This is a genomic window from Rhodoferax sp. GW822-FHT02A01 (assembly GCF_038784515.1).
GTDB lineage: Bacteria > Pseudomonadota > Gammaproteobacteria > Burkholderiales > Burkholderiaceae_C > Allorhodoferax.
The window spans coordinates 4,550,809-4,566,532 of record NZ_CP152376.1 but is presented as its reverse complement, the minus strand read 5'-3'; the positions used below and the strand labels follow the sequence as shown (position 1 = coordinate 4,566,532).

Here is a 15,724-nt window from a genome sequence, read left to right as displayed (position 1 = left end):
AGTTCAAAACAGGAGTAAGAAATGAGCTTTCAAAGAAAACTGATAGTGGTTGCCTTGGCCAGTGCCATGCCTTGGATGAGTGCCCACGCACAATCCTCCGCAGACTTGATTAAGGAAATCGAGGCGCTGAAGGCTCAGCTGCAAGCCCTGACACAGAAGGTTGAGGCCATGAGTGCGCAGCCTGACACCACTGCGTTGGTGCAACAGGTCAATCGCATCGAGCAGAAGCAGGACTTGGCGGCCGATGATCAGGAGAAGTCTGGCTTCAAAGGTTTGAAGGTCAATGGGACGATTGAAGCTGCGTATAAATACGATGACCTCGGCAAGAACCACTCTTTCGGATCCTCAGCGGGGTATGGTGATGAATATGGCATGCTGCAGATTACCAAGGAGTCCCAGGATGGCGAGGGCGTGGATTGGACATTGCGTTTGCTGCCTGGCTCCACCTCTTACAACCAAGTTCATGAGGCATCCATCTCCATTCCTCTGACCAAAGAGCATCGCATCATTGGTGGCTTGATCCCTGACTTTCAGGGGTATGAGTTCTCCTTTGCCAATGCCAACGCCACACTGGGCAACCAGCTGATTACGCACAATGCCCTGTTCGACTTGGCAGGCGCTACCTCCTATACCGGCTTGGGTATGTCGCACACCTTTGTGAACGGTACCTATGCGTTGAAATGGGTCGTGGGTAATATCGATAGCAATCTAGACCCCCATAAAGATTCGAGCGGCAATGTGGTCGTTGCAACAAGTTCCTCCGCCAGTAGCAACGATACGAAGTCCGTCGGCTTTGCCGCGCGAGGAGACTGGTTCATTGACGAGTTCTCGTACATCGGTCTGTCAGTGGCACACGGTTCCAACAACCGCAACTTTGACATCGTGGCGATCGACGGTGGCTACACGCACGGCGACTGGATGTTCAATGGCCAGTTGAGCACAGGTCAGCAACGTAATGCGGCAGCCAATGGTGATGACGCTACATGGACCGGTGTTTCTGCCTTGGTCGGTTACAAACTGACGCCCCGTCTGAATTTGCTGGCTCGGGCCGACTACTTTGATAACCGCAAGAATGGTGGTGGCACGTACGTTTACAACGGAGCTGGTGGTAGTGGATCTGTTGGCCTTGGCCCAGAGCTTGACTCCTCTGGTGCCATCATCGATCCCAACGTTGGTGCGAACCTCACGCGTGTTTCCCTCGGTACCAACTACCAAATCAATGCCAACACGCAGTGGAAGGTTGAATACCGTTTGGATCAATCCTCCGGATACAACTTCACCGATGTGGATGGCAATGTCAAGCAGACAAAGAATTTCTTTGGAACATCGTTCGTGGTGTCCTTCTAAGACTGCCCTGTTTACCTAACCCACCCAGACGGGGTCGCAGCAATGCGGCCCCGTTTGCATTTGTGGCTTCCATTGGTGCCACTTTTTGAACATTTGAAGAATCCAGTTTGGCAGCGAGACAAGCCGCAAAGCAAGAGAGCAACTCCATGACTAACCCCCAAGCAATCATCCCCAAGACATTCGATGGCCGTGCCCTGATCAATGGCAAGCGCACCAACGCCGTGGACGGCCAGTTGTTCGACTGTATTTCTCCTGTTGATGGACGGATATTGACGCAGGTTGCGCGTTGCGGCGCGGCCGATATCGATGCCGCGGTAGGTGCGGCGCGTGCAGCCTTTGAAGATCGGCGCTGGAGTGGCATGGCCCCTGCCCAGCGTAAACGGGTGATGATCCGTTTTGCCGAACTGATCCAGCAGCATGGCGATGAGTTGGCCATTACTGAAACCTTGGACATGGGCAAGCCGGTGAAGTACGCCCGCGCTGTGGATGTCAACAGCGCTGCCAATTGCATTCGCTGGTATGGCGAAGCAGTGGACAAGATTTATGACGAGATTGCCCCCACGCCTGCCACTGCGCTGGCCCTCATCACACGGGAGCCCGTGGGCGTAGTGGGCGTCATCGTTCCGTGGAACTACCCCATGATCATGACGGCGTGGAAGATTGCTCCTGCGCTGGCCAGTGGCAATTCGGTGGTTCTCAAGCCCAGCGAGAAGTCACCCTTGACTGCTCTGCGCCTGGCGGAGCTGGCACTCGAAGCCGGGATCCCGGACGGGGTCTTCAATGTGGTCACCGGTTACGGACCGGAAGCCGGTTCGCCATTGGCTCTGCATATGGACGTGGATTGCATTGCGTTTACCGGCTCCACCCGCGTGGGCAAGCAAATCCATGTGATGGCGGGGCAGAGCAACCTCAAGCGCGCGTGGACCGAGCTGGGCGGCAAGTCGCCCAATATCGTGTTTGCCGATTGCCCCGATCTGGACCGCGCAGTAGCCGCGGCGGTTGGCAGCATCTTTTTCAACCAAGGCGAAAGCTGTAATGCGCCTTCGCGCTTGTTTGTGGAGGCCAGTATCAAGGAGCGGTTTCTGGAAAAGGCTCTCGCCCTGGTGCCGGGCTACGCGCCCGCCAATCCGACACTGCCAGGCACCGTTATGGGCGCCGTAGTGGACCAGCTGCAGATGAAGACGGTTCTGGGATACATCGAAAGCGGGAAAGCCGAAGGCGCCAAGCTCATTGCCGGTGGCGAGCAGGCATTGGCGGAGACGGGTGGCTGCTACGTGCAGCCCACCATATTTGACGGCGTGAAGCCTGAAATGAAGATTGCCCGTGAGGAAATCTTCGGGCCGGTGCTTTCCGTGCTGTCGTTCACCGATGCGGCCGATGTGGTGCGCCAGGCCAACGACAGCGTGTACGGCCTGCAAGCGGGTGTTTGGACTCGTGACATCAACAAGGCGCACGGCGTGGCGCGTGCTCTGCGTGCCGGTACCGTGCACGTGAACCAGTACGATGAAGACGATATCACTGTTCCCTTTGGGGGCTTCAAGCAGAGCGGGGTAGGGCGCGACAAATCGCTGCACGCCTTTGACAAATACACCGAAACCAAGACCACATGGATCCGCATCGATAGCCCGGTTTGACCGCGCGGCGATTGCACCTCACACTTACCTGTTACAGCATTTTCTCAAGGAGATTTCACATGAATGCAGCACTCAAACCTTCCGCTTTGGCTAGCGCCACTGCGGCCGGCACCAACGCCGAATGGCATGCCCGTCGTCTGGCTGCCACACCTCGCGGTGTGGCCGTGATGGGTGACTTCTTTATCGACCACGCCAAGAACGCCGAGTTCTGGGACATCGAAGGTCGTCGTTATATCGACTTTGCTGGCGGCATTGCAGTTCTCAACACCGGCCATGTGCATCCCAAGGTGCAAGCCGCCATTGCTGCACAACTGCAACGCTTTACCCACAGCTGCTACCAGGTTGTGCCGTATTCCGAATACGTGACTCTGGCAGAGCGCATCAACGCCATCGTTCCCATTGCCGGCGACCGCAAGACTGCGTTTTTCTCTACTGGCGCAGAAGCCGTGGAAAACGCGATCAAGATTGCACGGTCCTATACCAAGCGCAGCGGCGTGATTGCCTTTGGCGGTGCTTTCCACGGACGCAGCATGTTTGCGGTGGCCTTGACCGGCAAGGTCCAGCCCTACAAAGCCGGCTTTGGTCCCTTTGCCCCCGAGATTTACCACGCACCGTTCCCGGCTGAAGGTGCCAATCTGGAAGACACCAAGTACGCGGTGGAGCAGCTCTTCAAGTGCGACATCGATCCTGCGCGCGTTGCAGCCATCATCTTTGAACCAGTGCAAGGCGAGGGCGGCTTCAACCCGATCCAGGCCGAGGCCGTCAAATGGCTGCGCGAGCTGTGCGATCAGCATGGCATTTTGATGATTGCCGACGAAGTGCAAACCGGCTTTGCCCGTACCGGCAAGATGTTTGCCATGGAGCACTTCGGCGTATCTCCCGACATCATGACCATGGCCAAGAGCATGGCCGGTGGCACGACCTTGTCCGCCGTGGTGGGCCGGGCCGAAGTGATGGATGCGCCCAACCCTGGCGGTCTGGGCGGCACCTACGCAGGTCATCCGCTCGCGATTGCTGCGTCCCACGCTGTGCTGGACGTGATGGCCGAAGAGAAGTTGCCCGAGCGCGCCAACAAACTGGGTGCACAACTCAAGGTGCGCCTGCAAGCAGCCAAGGCCAAGAACCCATGCATGGGCGATATCCGCGCACTGGGCGCCATGGTGGCCTGCGAGTTTGTGAATCCGCAGACCGGAGCACCGGATGCAGACCTCACCAAGAAGCTGCAGCAGGCAGCGCTGAAGAAGGGCCTGTTGTTGCTCACCTGCGGTGTGTACGGCAACGTGATCCGCTTCCTGTTTCCGCTCACCATTGAAGACAGCGTGTTTGAAGAGGCGCTGCAGATCCTCGACCAAGTATTTGCCTGATTGGAAAGCCTATGAATCCGTATCAGCCGGTTATTGACAGCCTCAAGTCACAAGGCATCCATTCCATTCTCACCCAGTTTTGTGACATCCATGGGGTCGCCAAAGGCAAGCTGGTACCACTGGACAACCTGAAGGAGTGGGTCGAGCAGGGCGCGGGCTTTGCAGGCCCCAGCATTTGGGGTACGGGGCTGCCGCGCTTTGGCGCACGTAGCGAGTACTACGGCCGCGTGAACCTGGGGTCATTGCAGGCTCTACCCTTTATGCCTGGAGTGGCGCGGGCCGTTTGTGACGGATTCGCCGGGGGTGAACCGTTGGAAACCTGCTCACGTCAAATGCTTCAGTCCGTGTTGCAGCGCATAAGGGATCGAGGCTGGACCCTGTGGGTCGGCATCGAGCCGGAGTTCTTTCTGCTCAGGCGAGGAGCGGACGGACATTGGCAGGTGGCCGACGGACAGGACCAGCTAGACAAACCATCCTACGACCTCAAGGCGATTCATCGCAACGCAGGCTTTCTGGAAGACATGCGCAGCACCCTGGTGCAGCTGGGTTTTGAGCTGCAGCAAATCGACCATGAGGACGCGTGCGGCCAGTACGAGATCAATTACCGCTTTGACGACGCGTTGGCGGCTGCAGATCGCTACATGCTCTTCAAGATGACGGCGCATGCGGTGGCGCAAAAGCACGGCATGGTCTTCAGCAGCATGCCCAAACCCCTTGCAATGGCTCCTGGCAGCGGATTGCATTTCCATCTAAGCATTACCGATGCGCAAGGCAAGGCGATATTCACCGATGTGCGAGGTGCCGGTGGCCTGAGCGCGCAGGGGCAACAATTTGCTGCCGGTTTGCTTCACCATGCCGATGCGCTCAGCGCGCTGTGCGCACCCACAGTCAACAGTTACAAACGATTGGCCAGTAGCAGCAGTGCATCTGGCACGACATGGTCACCGGTCTGGAAGGCCTGGGGTGACAACAACCGTACCTGCGTGGTTCGCACCGTGGCCGGGCGGATCGAGTGGCGGCTGCCGGACCCCTCGTGCAATGTCTACGCGGCCATCGCCGCTACCTTGGCTGCTGGCGTAGATGGCATTGACCGCAATCTGCAGGTGCCGGCTCCGTGCGACGAAGATCTGTATGAGCGCCGCGCTAGCGGAAAGGACATGCCACCGCGTTTGCCGAGAAACCTGGAAGAGGCCATTACCTCGCTGGAGGCGGACAAGGCCTTGCGAGCCTTGGTGGGTGAAGCCTTTTGCCAGCAGTTCATCCAGCTCAAACGTGCCGAGTGGGATGCCTACAGTCAGCATGTGAGTGACTGGGAATTGGGGCGTTACGCAGACGCTTTCTAGCGGGGCTGAGCCTGGAAGCATCCAGGCTTTTATGTTGTGTTGCAACATTTTATATAATGAAATATTGGTTGATGTTTGTGTCGATCAATATTTTGTATTGTGGAAAATGCTTTCTACTCAATAAAACAAAGTGCCTAAGTAGTTGATTTAAAAAGGAAAAATTTAAGTCTTATATAAGACATAAGATTGGTTTTAAGTCTTGTATAAGACTTAGAATTTGCCCATGGACAGCGAAAAATTCGCGAACAGTTCCACCGATTTAATCAACCTAGGAGTGTTTACATGCCTCAATCCCTGACAGAACAACTCAGCCGCGAACAACAGATTGCCGCCCTGGAAAAAGACTGGGCTACCAACCCCCGTTGGAAAGGCATCAAGCGCGGATACACCGCAGCCGACGTAGTGCGTCTGCGCGGATCATTCCAGGTCGAGCACACCCTGGCTCGCCGTGGCGCAGAAAAGCTGTGGAACTTGGTGAACAACGAGCCCTACGTCAACTGCCTGGGCGCACTGACGGGTGGCCAAGCCATGCAGCAAGTCAAGGCCGGTATCAAGGCCATCTACCTGTCTGGCTGGCAGGTTGCTGCAGACAACAACGAATATTCCGCCATGTACCCCGACCAGTCCCTGTACCCAGTGGACTCGGTGCCAAAGGTTGTGGAGCGGATCAACAACTCCTTCACCCGCGCCGACGAAATCCAGTGGTCCAAGGGTGTGAACCCCGGCGACGCGGGCTACATCGATTACCACGCGCCCATCGTGGCCGATGCCGAAGCTGGTTTTGGTGGCGTGCTCAACGCCTACGAACTGATGAAGGCCATGATCCGCGCCGGTGCCGGTGGCGTTCACTTCGAGGACCAGTTGGCTTCCGTGAAGAAGTGCGGTCACATGGGTGGCAAGGTGCTGGTTCCCACGACGGAGGCCGTGCAGAAGCTGATCGCTGCCCGTATGGCTGCCGACGTCTACGGCGTGCCCACGCTGGTGATTGCCCGTACCGACGCAGAAGCCGCAGACCTGCTGACCAGCGACTACGATGCCAATGACAAGCCTTTCCTGACCGGTGAGCGTACGGCTGAAGGCTTCTACAAGACCCGCAAGGGCCTGGACCAGGCGATCTCCCGCGCCGTGGCCTATGCAGACTATGCTGACCTAGTGTGGTGCGAAACCGGCACGCCTGATCTGGAATTTGCCAAGAAATTTGCGGACGCGGTGCATGCCAAGCACCCAGGCAAGATGCTGGCCTACAACTGCTCGCCGTCCTTCAACTGGAAGAAGAATCTGGACGACGCCACCATTGCCAAGTTCCAGAAGGAGCTGGGTGCCATGGGCTACAAGTACCAGTTCATTACGCTGGCCGGTATCCACAATATGTGGTACCACATGTTCGATTTGGCACAAGACTACGTCAAGCGCGGCATGTCCGCCTACGTGGAGAAGGTGCAAGAGCCGGAGTTCGCAGCACGTGATCGCGGCTACAGCTTCGTGTCGCACCAACAGGAAGTGGGCACCGGTTATTTCGACGAGATCACCACCGTGATCCAGGGCGGCAAGTCCAGCGTGACTGCGCTGACAGGCTCCACCGAAGAAGAACAGTTCCACTGACCCTGGCAGTCGCCATCAAGGCCGGACCCCGCAAGGGGCTCCGGCTTTTTTTATTTCGTTTCGGGCTGAAATGGCCACAATTGCAGGTGTGTGAAAGGACCAATATGTCCGAGCAACTGTCTTTGCCTGGTTTTGAGTCCGTGACCTCAAACTTCATCCGTCCGACCAATGTGCTGCGGCGTGTATGGCCGCGGCATAACGTATTTTTTGCATTGCTGCCCAGTGCCGAGGCGGGTGTTGAAATTGCGCGTGTAGCTGCGCAGTTGTCTCAGTCGCTCGGAATAGGAGGCAAGGCGGTATCGGTCGACCGTTTGCATATCTCCTTAAGGGGTGTTGGTGGCTACTTGGATGTGCCACCACCTGAAGTGGTACGGACGGCAAGGTTCATTGGTGATGCTGTGGCCGCATCGGCGGACGCATTCGATATTGTCTTTGATCACGCCATGAGCTTTCGCAATGCGGCGGCCTTTGTGCTTTGTGTGGGTGAGGGGCTGGAGGAGGTCAAAGCACTTCGCTTCCGATTGGGACTGGCAATTGCCAATGCTGGCGGACCGAACAAGGCAAACGCATTCTCTCCTCACATGACTTTGTCGTACCGGGGAAAGGTGGCGCAAACGCACGCTATCGCACCTCTTCGTTGGACGGCAAGCACGCTTGCGCTCATTGACAGCCACGTTGGCGAATCGCACTACGAGGTGATGGGAAGTTGGTCTCTCAGGCGCTGAATCTCTGTGTGCGGATTCAATGATGGGGAATCTTCCTGGGTTTGCGTTCCTGGCGGAGTCATTCGAGCAGGGCAAGCGACTGCGGTTAAAATGGGCGACCCCAATTTATGTAAGAGCGAGAAAGGCACCTTGGTTATGACACCGCGAACTACACCGGCAGCCGATACCAGCATCTAAGGCCGTAGTCCGTGCGCCTTGGGCGCAGTCAGCTACCAACTTTCAGTCAAGCGCGGATTCCACCGCGCTTTTCTTTTTGCCCTCTCAACGCATTGCTTTTTTATGATTCAAATTACGCTCCCAGACGGTTCTCAACGTGAATTTTCAGGCCCAGTAACGGTGGCTGAGGTTGCTGCATCTATTGGAGCTGGACTGGCCAAGGCGGCGCTGGCTGGCAAAGTGGACGGCAAGGTTGTCGACACCAGCTTTCAGATGCAGTCCGACAGCAAGCTCTCCATCGTCACGGCCAAGGACGCTGACGGTCTGGAAGTCATTCGCCATAGCACGGCCCACTTGCTGGCGTATGCGGTCAAGGAGTTGTTCCCTGACGCGCAGGTCACCATTGGTCCCGTCATCGAAAATGGATTCTTCTACGACTTTTCGTACAAGCGCCCGTTCACCCCGGAAGACCTAGTCCTGATCGAGAAGAAGATGCTTGAGCTGGCGAACAAGGATGAACCGGTGGTACGTCGGGTGTTGCCGCGTGATGAAGCTGTGGCCTATTTCAAGAGCCTGGGCGAAAACTACAAAGCAGAGATCATTGCCAGCATCCCCAGCAATGAAGAAGTCTCGCTCTACCGCGAAGGCTCCTTTGAGGATCTGTGCCGCGGCCCCCACGTACCTAGCACTGGCAAGCTCAAGCACTTCAAGCTCATGAAGTTGGCGGGAGCCTATTGGCGCGGGGACCACAAGAACGAGATGCTGCAGCGCATTTATGGCACCGCATGGGCTACTAAAGAGGAGCTTCAGCAATATCTGACCATGCTGGAGGAGGCGGAAAAGCGCGACCACCGCAAGCTGGGGCGCGAGCTGGATCTGTTCCATATTGACGACCATGCCCCCGGACTGGTGTTCTGGCATCCCAAGGGTTGGACTTTGTGGCAGCAGGTCGAGCAGTACATGCGTCAGGTCTACCGAGATAACGGGTACCAGGAAGTCAAGGGCCCTCAGCTTTTGGATAAGGGGCTGTGGGAGAAGACGGGTCACTGGGATAAGTACCGCGAGAATATGTTCATTACCGAGTCGGAAAAGCGCGAGTACGCGCTCAAGCCGATGAATTGCCCCGGGCATATCCTGATCTTCAAGCAGGGAATCAAGAGTTACCGCGATTTGCCTCTGCGCTACGGGGAGTTCGGCAACTGCCACCGTAACGAGCCGTCCGGAGGATTGCACGGCATCATGCGTGTGCGCGGTTTTACCCAGGACGATGGTCACATTTTCTGTACAGAGGACCAGATTCTTTCGGAGTGTGTGGCTTATACGACCCTGCTGCAAAAGGTGTACGCCGACTTTGGTTTCTCCAACATCATTTACAAGGTCGCGACGCGACCCGAAAAGCGTATCGGCTCCGATGAGAGTTGGGACAAGGCCGAGCATGCACTGATTGAGAGTCTGCGGGCCTCTGGCTGCGAATATGAGATCAGTGCTGGCGATGGCGCTTTCTATGGCCCCAAGATTGAATACACACTGAAAGATGCGTTAGGGCGCCAATGGCAGTGCGGCACCATGCAGGTAGATTTCTTCATGACCGAGCGTCTGGATGCGGAGTATGTGGCGGAAGATGGGGCCCGCCATCGTCCGGTCATGCTGCACCGCGCCATCGTCGGCAGCCTAGAGCGATTCATCGGAATTTTGATCGAAGAGAGCGCTGGTGCCTTGCCTGCCTGGCTGGCTCCGGTACAGGTTGCGGTGCTCAATATCACCGATTCTCAGGCGGAATATTGCAAAAACGTCGCAAAAACGTTGCAAAATCAAGGGCTTAGGGTCAAATTAGACCTGCGCAACGAGAAAATTACGCTTAAAATACGCGAGCATTCGATGCAAAAGCTGCCGTATCTGCTTGTTATTGGTGACAAAGAGATGGCAGCAGGCGCTGTTGCAGTGCGCGCCCGGGGTGGACAAGACCTCGGAGCAATGTCCCTTGATGCCTTTGTGCAAAAAATCCAGGCTGACATTGCGAGCAAGTCCTCGGTCTAAGGTCGTTTCCAAAGATGTCGGTTTGCCCGTGTGTGCTGTGCGGCATTCGCCACGTGTTGTGGCAAAAATAGTAAAGGATTGAGCCATCGCTACTGAATTTCGTGACCGCCGTCAGCGTGAAGAACGTAAACACCGTTTGAACCGGGAAATCATGGCCCCTGAGGTTCGCCTCACGGGCGTTGACAATGAGCCACTCGGTGTGGTCAGCCTGATGGAAGCCCTGCGCATGGCAGGCGAGCTTGATGTTGATCTGGTTGAAATTGCTGCCACGGCGAATCCGCCGGTCTGTCGATTGATGGATTACGGCAAGTTCAAATACCAGGAACAGAAAAAGGCTGCGGAAGCGAAGTCCAAGCAAAAGGTGATCGAGGTCAAGGAAATCAAGTTCCGGCCTGGCACCGACGATGGCGACTACAACATCAAATTGCGCAATATCCGGCGCTTTTTGGATGATGGTGACAAGTGCAAGATTACCTTGCGCTTCCGGGGTCGCGAGATCACGCACCAGGAAATTGGATTGGCTTTGTTGCAGCGTATGCGTGACGAGCTGGGTGACTCGATCATCGTGGAGCAGTTCCCCAAGCTGGAAGGGCGACAGATGATCATGATGATTGCACCGGGTCGCAAGAAGCCGGGTGGCGGTGCACCCAAGCCTGTAGTGGAAACTACAGCGTAATTTTTTCAACCGGTCTGGTCACCGGTTGAAACAAGTAGTGATGGGTCAAGGCCCGTTGCGAAAGTGGTGAGGTAATTCTCACCACACAAGTGGCGAAATCAAACTCGCCACAAAAGTGGCTCGGGGCCAACAAGGCTGGAAGTCGTTTCCAGACGCCTCACGAGCACAAGATAGAAGGAGCATAACAATGCCCAAAATGAAGACCAAGAGCGCGGCGAAGAAACGCTTTCGCGTTCGTCCCGGTGGAACCGTCAAACGCGGCCAAGCCTTCAAGCGTCACATTCTGACCAAGAAGACCACCAAGAATAAACGCCACCTGCGCGGATCCACTGGAGTTCATGAGACCAATATGGGTCACATGGCACAGATGCTTCCTGGCCGTGGTATTTGATTAACGACGAACAAGGAGTAACTCATGCCTCGCGTCAAACGTGGTGTAACGGCTCGCGCCCGCCACAAAAAAGTTCTGGCCCTTGCAAAAGGTTTTCGCGGTCGCCGCGGTAATGTCTTCCGCATCGCCAAAGAAGCGGTGATGAAGGCTGGGCAATATGCCTACCGTGACCGTCGTACCAAGAAGCGTGTCTTCCGTCAGTTGTGGATTGCCCGTATCAATGCTGCTGCGCGTCAGTGTGGCCTGACGTACAGCCAATTTGCCAACGGTCTGAAGAAGGCCAATATCGAGATCGACCGCAAGGTTCTGTCCGATATCGCTATTCATGACATGGCTGCATTTGCAAGCATCGTGGAGCAGGTCAAGGCCAAGCTGGCTGCTTGATTCACGAGTAGGGCGCATACAGTGCCTTGCGTACGAAGTAAGGGCTAGAGCTTTCACGGCACTAGCCCTTTTTCATTTGAACCGAATTCATCCCAAAATCGTATGACTACCGAGTTGAACGCCATCGTCGAATCCGCACAGTCCGCATTTGCGCTCGCTGCAACGCCTGCTGACCTGGAGAATGCCAAAGCCCAGTTTCTGGGTAAATCCGGCAAGATTACCGAGCTGATGAAAGGTATGGCGGCACTCAGTGTCGACGAAAAGAAAGCGCGCGGCGCAGCCATCAATGTGGCCAAACAGGCAATCGAAGCCGCTTTGACTGCACGGCGGCAGGCACTTGCCGACGCCGAGCTACAAGCGCAATTGCAGGCCGAAGCCCTGGATGTAACGCTGCCAGGACGCCAGCGCGGGCAGGGTGGACTGCACCCTGTATCACTGACTCTGGAGCGCATTGAAGCAATCTTCGGCTCCATGGGGTTCGATGTGGCCCAAGGCCCCGAGATCGAGTCGGATTGGTTTAACTTCACCGCGCTCAACACACCGGAAGACCATCCGGCGCGCTCCATGCACGACACCTTCTATGTGGAAGGTGGCTCGGAGTCTGCGCCCAATCTGCTGCGCACCCATACCAGTCCCATGCAAATCCGCTATGCGGTGCAGCACGTCAAGAAACACCGTGCGTCCGTGGGGGCAACGCAGGGCCTGTACTCCGGTGACATGCCGGAAATCCGTGTCATTGCACCAGGACGTACTTACCGTGTGGACAGCGATGCCACCCATTCCCCCATGTTCCACCAGTGCGAAGGACTGTGGGTGGGTGAAAACGTGAGCTTCAAGGATTTGAAGTTCGTGTTTACCGATTTCTGCCGTACCTTCTTCGAGAGCGATGACCTGGTGCTGCGTTTCCGCCCCAGTTTCTTCCCGTTCACCGAACCCAGCGCGGAAATCGACATCCAGTTTCAGAGCGGGCCCTTGGCGGGTCGGTGGCTGGAAGTGGCCGGATCCGGCCAGGTGCATCCCAACGTCATTCGCAACATGGGTCTGGATCCTGAGAAATTCATCGGCTTTGCCTTTGGCATGGGACCGGATCGCCTGACCATGCTGCGCTATGGCGTGAACGACTTGCGCCTGTTTTTTGATGGTGATGTGCGCTTCCTGTCGCAATTCCAATAAGAGCCGTTAAGTACACACGTTTGAGCTGAACATGCAATTCCCTGAATCCTGGCTACGCACTTTTTGTAATCCCGCCATCGGTACTGCCGAATTGGCCGAGACCCTGACCATGGCCGGACTGGAGGTCGAAGAACTCCAGCCCGTCGCGCCTCCGTTCACCAAGATCGTGGTGGGCGAAATCAAGGAAGCCGAGCAACACCCCAATGCAGACCGCTTGCGCGTTTGCAAGGTGGATGTGGGGCAGGCAGAGCTGTTGAATATCGTGTGCGGCGCGCCCAATGCGCGCGTGGGCATACGCGTTCCCTGCGCGCTGGTGGGGGCCGAATTGCCGCCTGGCGAAGATGGCAAGCCTTTCCTGATCAAGGTCGGCAAGCTGCGCGGAGTCGAGAGCCAGGGCATGTTGTGTTCTGCGCGGGAGCTGAAGCTGTCCGAGGACCACGGCGGTTTGCTCGAATTGGCAGCGGATGCACCACTCGGTCAGAACATTCGCGAATACCTGAATTTGGATGACACGTTGTTCACCCTCAAGCTGACGCCGAATCTGGCGCACTGTCTGAGTGTGTACGGCGTGGCACGTGAGGTTTCGGCCCTGACCGGCACACCTTTGGTTGCTCCCGAATTTCCTGCAGTTGCCGTCGGCAACAGCGACCGCTTGCCTGTCAAGATTAGCGCACCCGATCTGTGCGGTCGCTTTTCGGGTCGCGTGGTCCGCAACGTCAACACCAAGGCCAAGACACCCCAATGGATGGTGGATCGTCTGGCGCGCTGCGGTCAGCGCAGTGTTACTGCGCTGGTGGACATTTCCAATTACGTGATGTTCGAGCTGGGTCGTCCCTCTCACATCTTTGATCTGGACAAAATTCAGGGCGGTCTGGACGTGCGCTGGGGCAAGTCTGGCGAGCAAATCAAGCTGCTCAATGGCAACACCGTCACCGTTGACGACAAGGTGGGCGTGATTGCAGACGATGCGCAGGTCGAGTCACTTGCCGGCATCATGGGCGGTGACGCCACTGCGGTATCGGACGACACACGTAATGTGTATGTGGAAGCCGCGTTCTGGTGGCCAAAGGCCATTGCAGGCCGTTCGCGCCGCTTCAACTTTTCCACGGATGCTGGTCATCGGTTTGAGCGCGGTGTGGATCCTGAATTGACGGTGGAGCACATTGAGCGCATCACGCAGTTGATCGTTGAAATATGCGGCACGGCTGACACATCTTGTGGCCCCATGGATGATCAAAAGCCGGCGATGCCCCCCTCCAAACCGGTGAGTTTGCGCGTGGCCCGTGCGTCCAAGATCATTGGCATGCCCTTGTCGCAGCAGCAGTGCACGGACGCGCTGAGTCGTCTGGGTCTGTCGCTGACGCAAACCGAAGGCCTCATTACTGTGACGCCACCGTCCTATCGCTTCGACTTGCAGATTGAAGAGGATCTGATTGAAGAAGTCGCGCGCATGGTGGGCTACAACAACCTGCCGCATACGCCGCCGCTGGCGCCAATTACGGCACGTATCCGTGCGGAGGCGCAGCGCAGTGCATTCGCTGTGCGCCGTGCATTGGCAGCGCTGGGCTACCAGGAAACCATCAACTTCAGTTTCGTGGAAGAACGCTGGGAGCACGAGCTGGCGGGTAACCCCAACCCTATCAAGTTGCTCAACCCGATTGCCAGCCAGATGAGCGTGATGCGCTCCTCGCTGCTTGGTTCACTGCTGCAGGTTCTCAAGTTCAACCAGGCGCGCAAAGCCGCACGCGTACGTGTCTTTGAAGTGGGTCGTGTCTTCCTGCGCGATGCATCCGTGAAAAGCACTGACGCCACGGTGGAAGGATTCAATCAACCCATGCGCATTGCCGGACTGGCCAGCGGTAGCGCCGATCCGTTGCAATGGAGCGTGGCCGACGCGCCGGTTGACTTCTTCGGCGTCAAGGGAGACGTCGAGAATCTTTTGGCGCCTCTGGTTGCCATATTCAAACCAGCCACACACCCCGCCATGCATCCAGGACGTTGTGCTTCGGTGTGGCTGAACGAAAAGTGCATTGGTTATGTGGGCGAGTTGCACCCCAAATGGCGCCAGTCCTACGAGCTGCCCACGGCGCCCGTACTGTTTGAACTTGACCTGGAGCCTGTACTGGCACGTCGCGTGCCCCTGTTCAATCCGGTTGCCAAGATTCAGGCGGTCCAGCGTGATGTGGCTGTGGTGGTGAAAGACGCGGTGACCTATGCCGAACTGATGCGAGTCATCTGGTCGGCACCTACCGCAGGCTTGTTGCGCGACGCCCAGCTGTTCGATGTGTATCGCCCCAAGTTGCCCAAGGATGCGGTTGCTGCCGAGGGCGCTACCGACAGGAGTCTGGCCGTACGCCTGACGCTCAACAGCGACGAGGCCAGCCTGACCGAGGAGCAAATTGAGGCGGCTGTGAAAGCCATTGTGGATCAGTTGATTTCCGCGTTGGGCGCCCGCCAGCGGGCCTAAACTACACGCAACATAAAGACGAGCGACACACTATGGAATTTTCTGTCGAAAGCCTGGAGACGCCTGCGCTGACCAAAGCGCAGCTGGCCGATTTGCTGTTTGAACAAATCGGTTTGAACAAACGTGAATCCAAGGACATGATTGACGCATTCTTTGACCTGATATCCGCCAGTCTGGTGGAGGGTACGGACGTCAAGATCTCCGGCTTCGGCAATTTCCAGATCCGCACCAAGGCGCCGCGCCCGGGACGCAATCCGCGCACCGGGGAGGCCATTCCCATCAAGGCACGGCGCGTAGTGACTTTCCACGCAAGCCATAAACTCAAAGAGCAAATCCAGGAAGAGGGCAAGCCGGCGGCTTCGGTTTAAACAGTTCGGCACAATTATTTGCTGCTCGCTGGCGAGTTGCTCTTTGCGTGGGGACAA

At 56.8% G+C, this 15,724-nt stretch carries 13 protein-coding genes; all 13 read left to right on the top strand.

The window, feature by feature from the left end:
• Positions 1 to 21: 21 nt before the first annotated feature.
• The 13 genes from AAGF34_RS21655 to AAGF34_RS21595 all read left to right on the top strand — a co-directional run bounded on the left by AAGF34_RS21655 (position 22) and on the right by AAGF34_RS21595 (position 15,667).
• A complete protein-coding gene (locus AAGF34_RS21655; protein WP_342617778.1) occupies positions 22 to 1,347 on the top strand; it encodes a DUF3138 family protein in 1,326 nt (441 codons plus the stop codon).
• Positions 1,348 to 1,493: 146 nt separating this feature from the next.
• Complete coding sequence (locus AAGF34_RS21650) at positions 1,494 to 2,981, top strand: aldehyde dehydrogenase (protein WP_342617777.1); 1,488 nt, start codon at positions 1,494 to 1,496, stop codon at positions 2,979 to 2,981.
• Between the two features lie 59 nt (positions 2,982 to 3,040).
• The gene (gene gabT / locus AAGF34_RS21645) at positions 3,041 to 4,345 is read left to right on the top strand and encodes a 4-aminobutyrate--2-oxoglutarate transaminase (protein WP_342617776.1); all 1,305 of its coding nucleotides are present in this window, start codon (positions 3,041 to 3,043) and stop codon (positions 4,343 to 4,345) included.
• Between the two features lie 11 nt (positions 4,346 to 4,356).
• Positions 4,357 to 5,688, top strand: a complete 1,332-nt coding sequence (gene glnT / locus AAGF34_RS21640) for a type III glutamate--ammonia ligase (RefSeq protein ID WP_342617774.1) — start codon at positions 4,357 to 4,359, stop codon at positions 5,686 to 5,688.
• Between the two features lie 282 nt (positions 5,689 to 5,970).
• Positions 5,971 to 7,290, top strand: a complete 1,320-nt coding sequence (gene aceA / locus AAGF34_RS21635) for an isocitrate lyase (RefSeq protein WP_342617773.1) — start codon at positions 5,971 to 5,973, stop codon at positions 7,288 to 7,290.
• A gap of 104 nt (positions 7,291 to 7,394) precedes the next feature.
• Entirely contained in the window at positions 7,395 to 8,015 is a 621-nt protein-coding gene (locus tag AAGF34_RS21630; protein ID WP_342617772.1) for a 2'-5' RNA ligase family protein, read from the top strand.
• A gap of 279 nt (positions 8,016 to 8,294) precedes the next feature.
• Positions 8,295 to 10,208, top strand: a complete 1,914-nt coding sequence (gene thrS, locus AAGF34_RS21625; RefSeq protein ID WP_342621153.1) for a threonine--tRNA ligase — start codon at positions 8,295 to 8,297, stop codon at positions 10,206 to 10,208.
• Between the two features lie 151 nt (positions 10,209 to 10,359).
• Positions 10,360 to 10,884, top strand: coding sequence for a translation initiation factor IF-3 (gene infC, locus AAGF34_RS21620; RefSeq protein ID WP_342617771.1), 525 nt, complete (start codon positions 10,360 to 10,362; stop codon positions 10,882 to 10,884).
• 187 nt (positions 10,885 to 11,071) lie between these two features.
• A complete protein-coding gene (rpmI, locus tag AAGF34_RS21615) occupies positions 11,072 to 11,275 on the top strand; it encodes a 50S ribosomal protein L35 (RefSeq protein WP_094481090.1) in 204 nt (67 codons plus the stop codon).
• 24 nt (positions 11,276 to 11,299) lie between these two features.
• On the top strand, positions 11,300 to 11,659 hold the full coding sequence (rplT, locus tag AAGF34_RS21610; RefSeq protein ID WP_342617770.1) for a 50S ribosomal protein L20: 360 nt from the start codon (positions 11,300 to 11,302) through the stop codon (positions 11,657 to 11,659).
• A 102-nt stretch (positions 11,660 to 11,761) separates the two neighbouring features.
• Positions 11,762 to 12,832, top strand: a complete 1,071-nt coding sequence (gene pheS, locus AAGF34_RS21605; protein WP_342617769.1) for a phenylalanine--tRNA ligase subunit alpha — start codon at positions 11,762 to 11,764, stop codon at positions 12,830 to 12,832.
• A 31-nt stretch (positions 12,833 to 12,863) separates the two neighbouring features.
• The gene (gene pheT / locus AAGF34_RS21600; RefSeq protein WP_342617768.1) at positions 12,864 to 15,299 is read left to right on the top strand and encodes a phenylalanine--tRNA ligase subunit beta; all 2,436 of its coding nucleotides are present in this window, start codon (positions 12,864 to 12,866) and stop codon (positions 15,297 to 15,299) included.
• Between the two features lie 32 nt (positions 15,300 to 15,331).
• Positions 15,332 to 15,667 (top strand): integration host factor subunit alpha, encoded by a 336-nt coding sequence (locus AAGF34_RS21595; protein WP_342617767.1) that lies wholly within the window; start codon positions 15,332 to 15,334, stop codon positions 15,665 to 15,667.
• Positions 15,668 to 15,724: the final 57 nt, after the last annotated feature.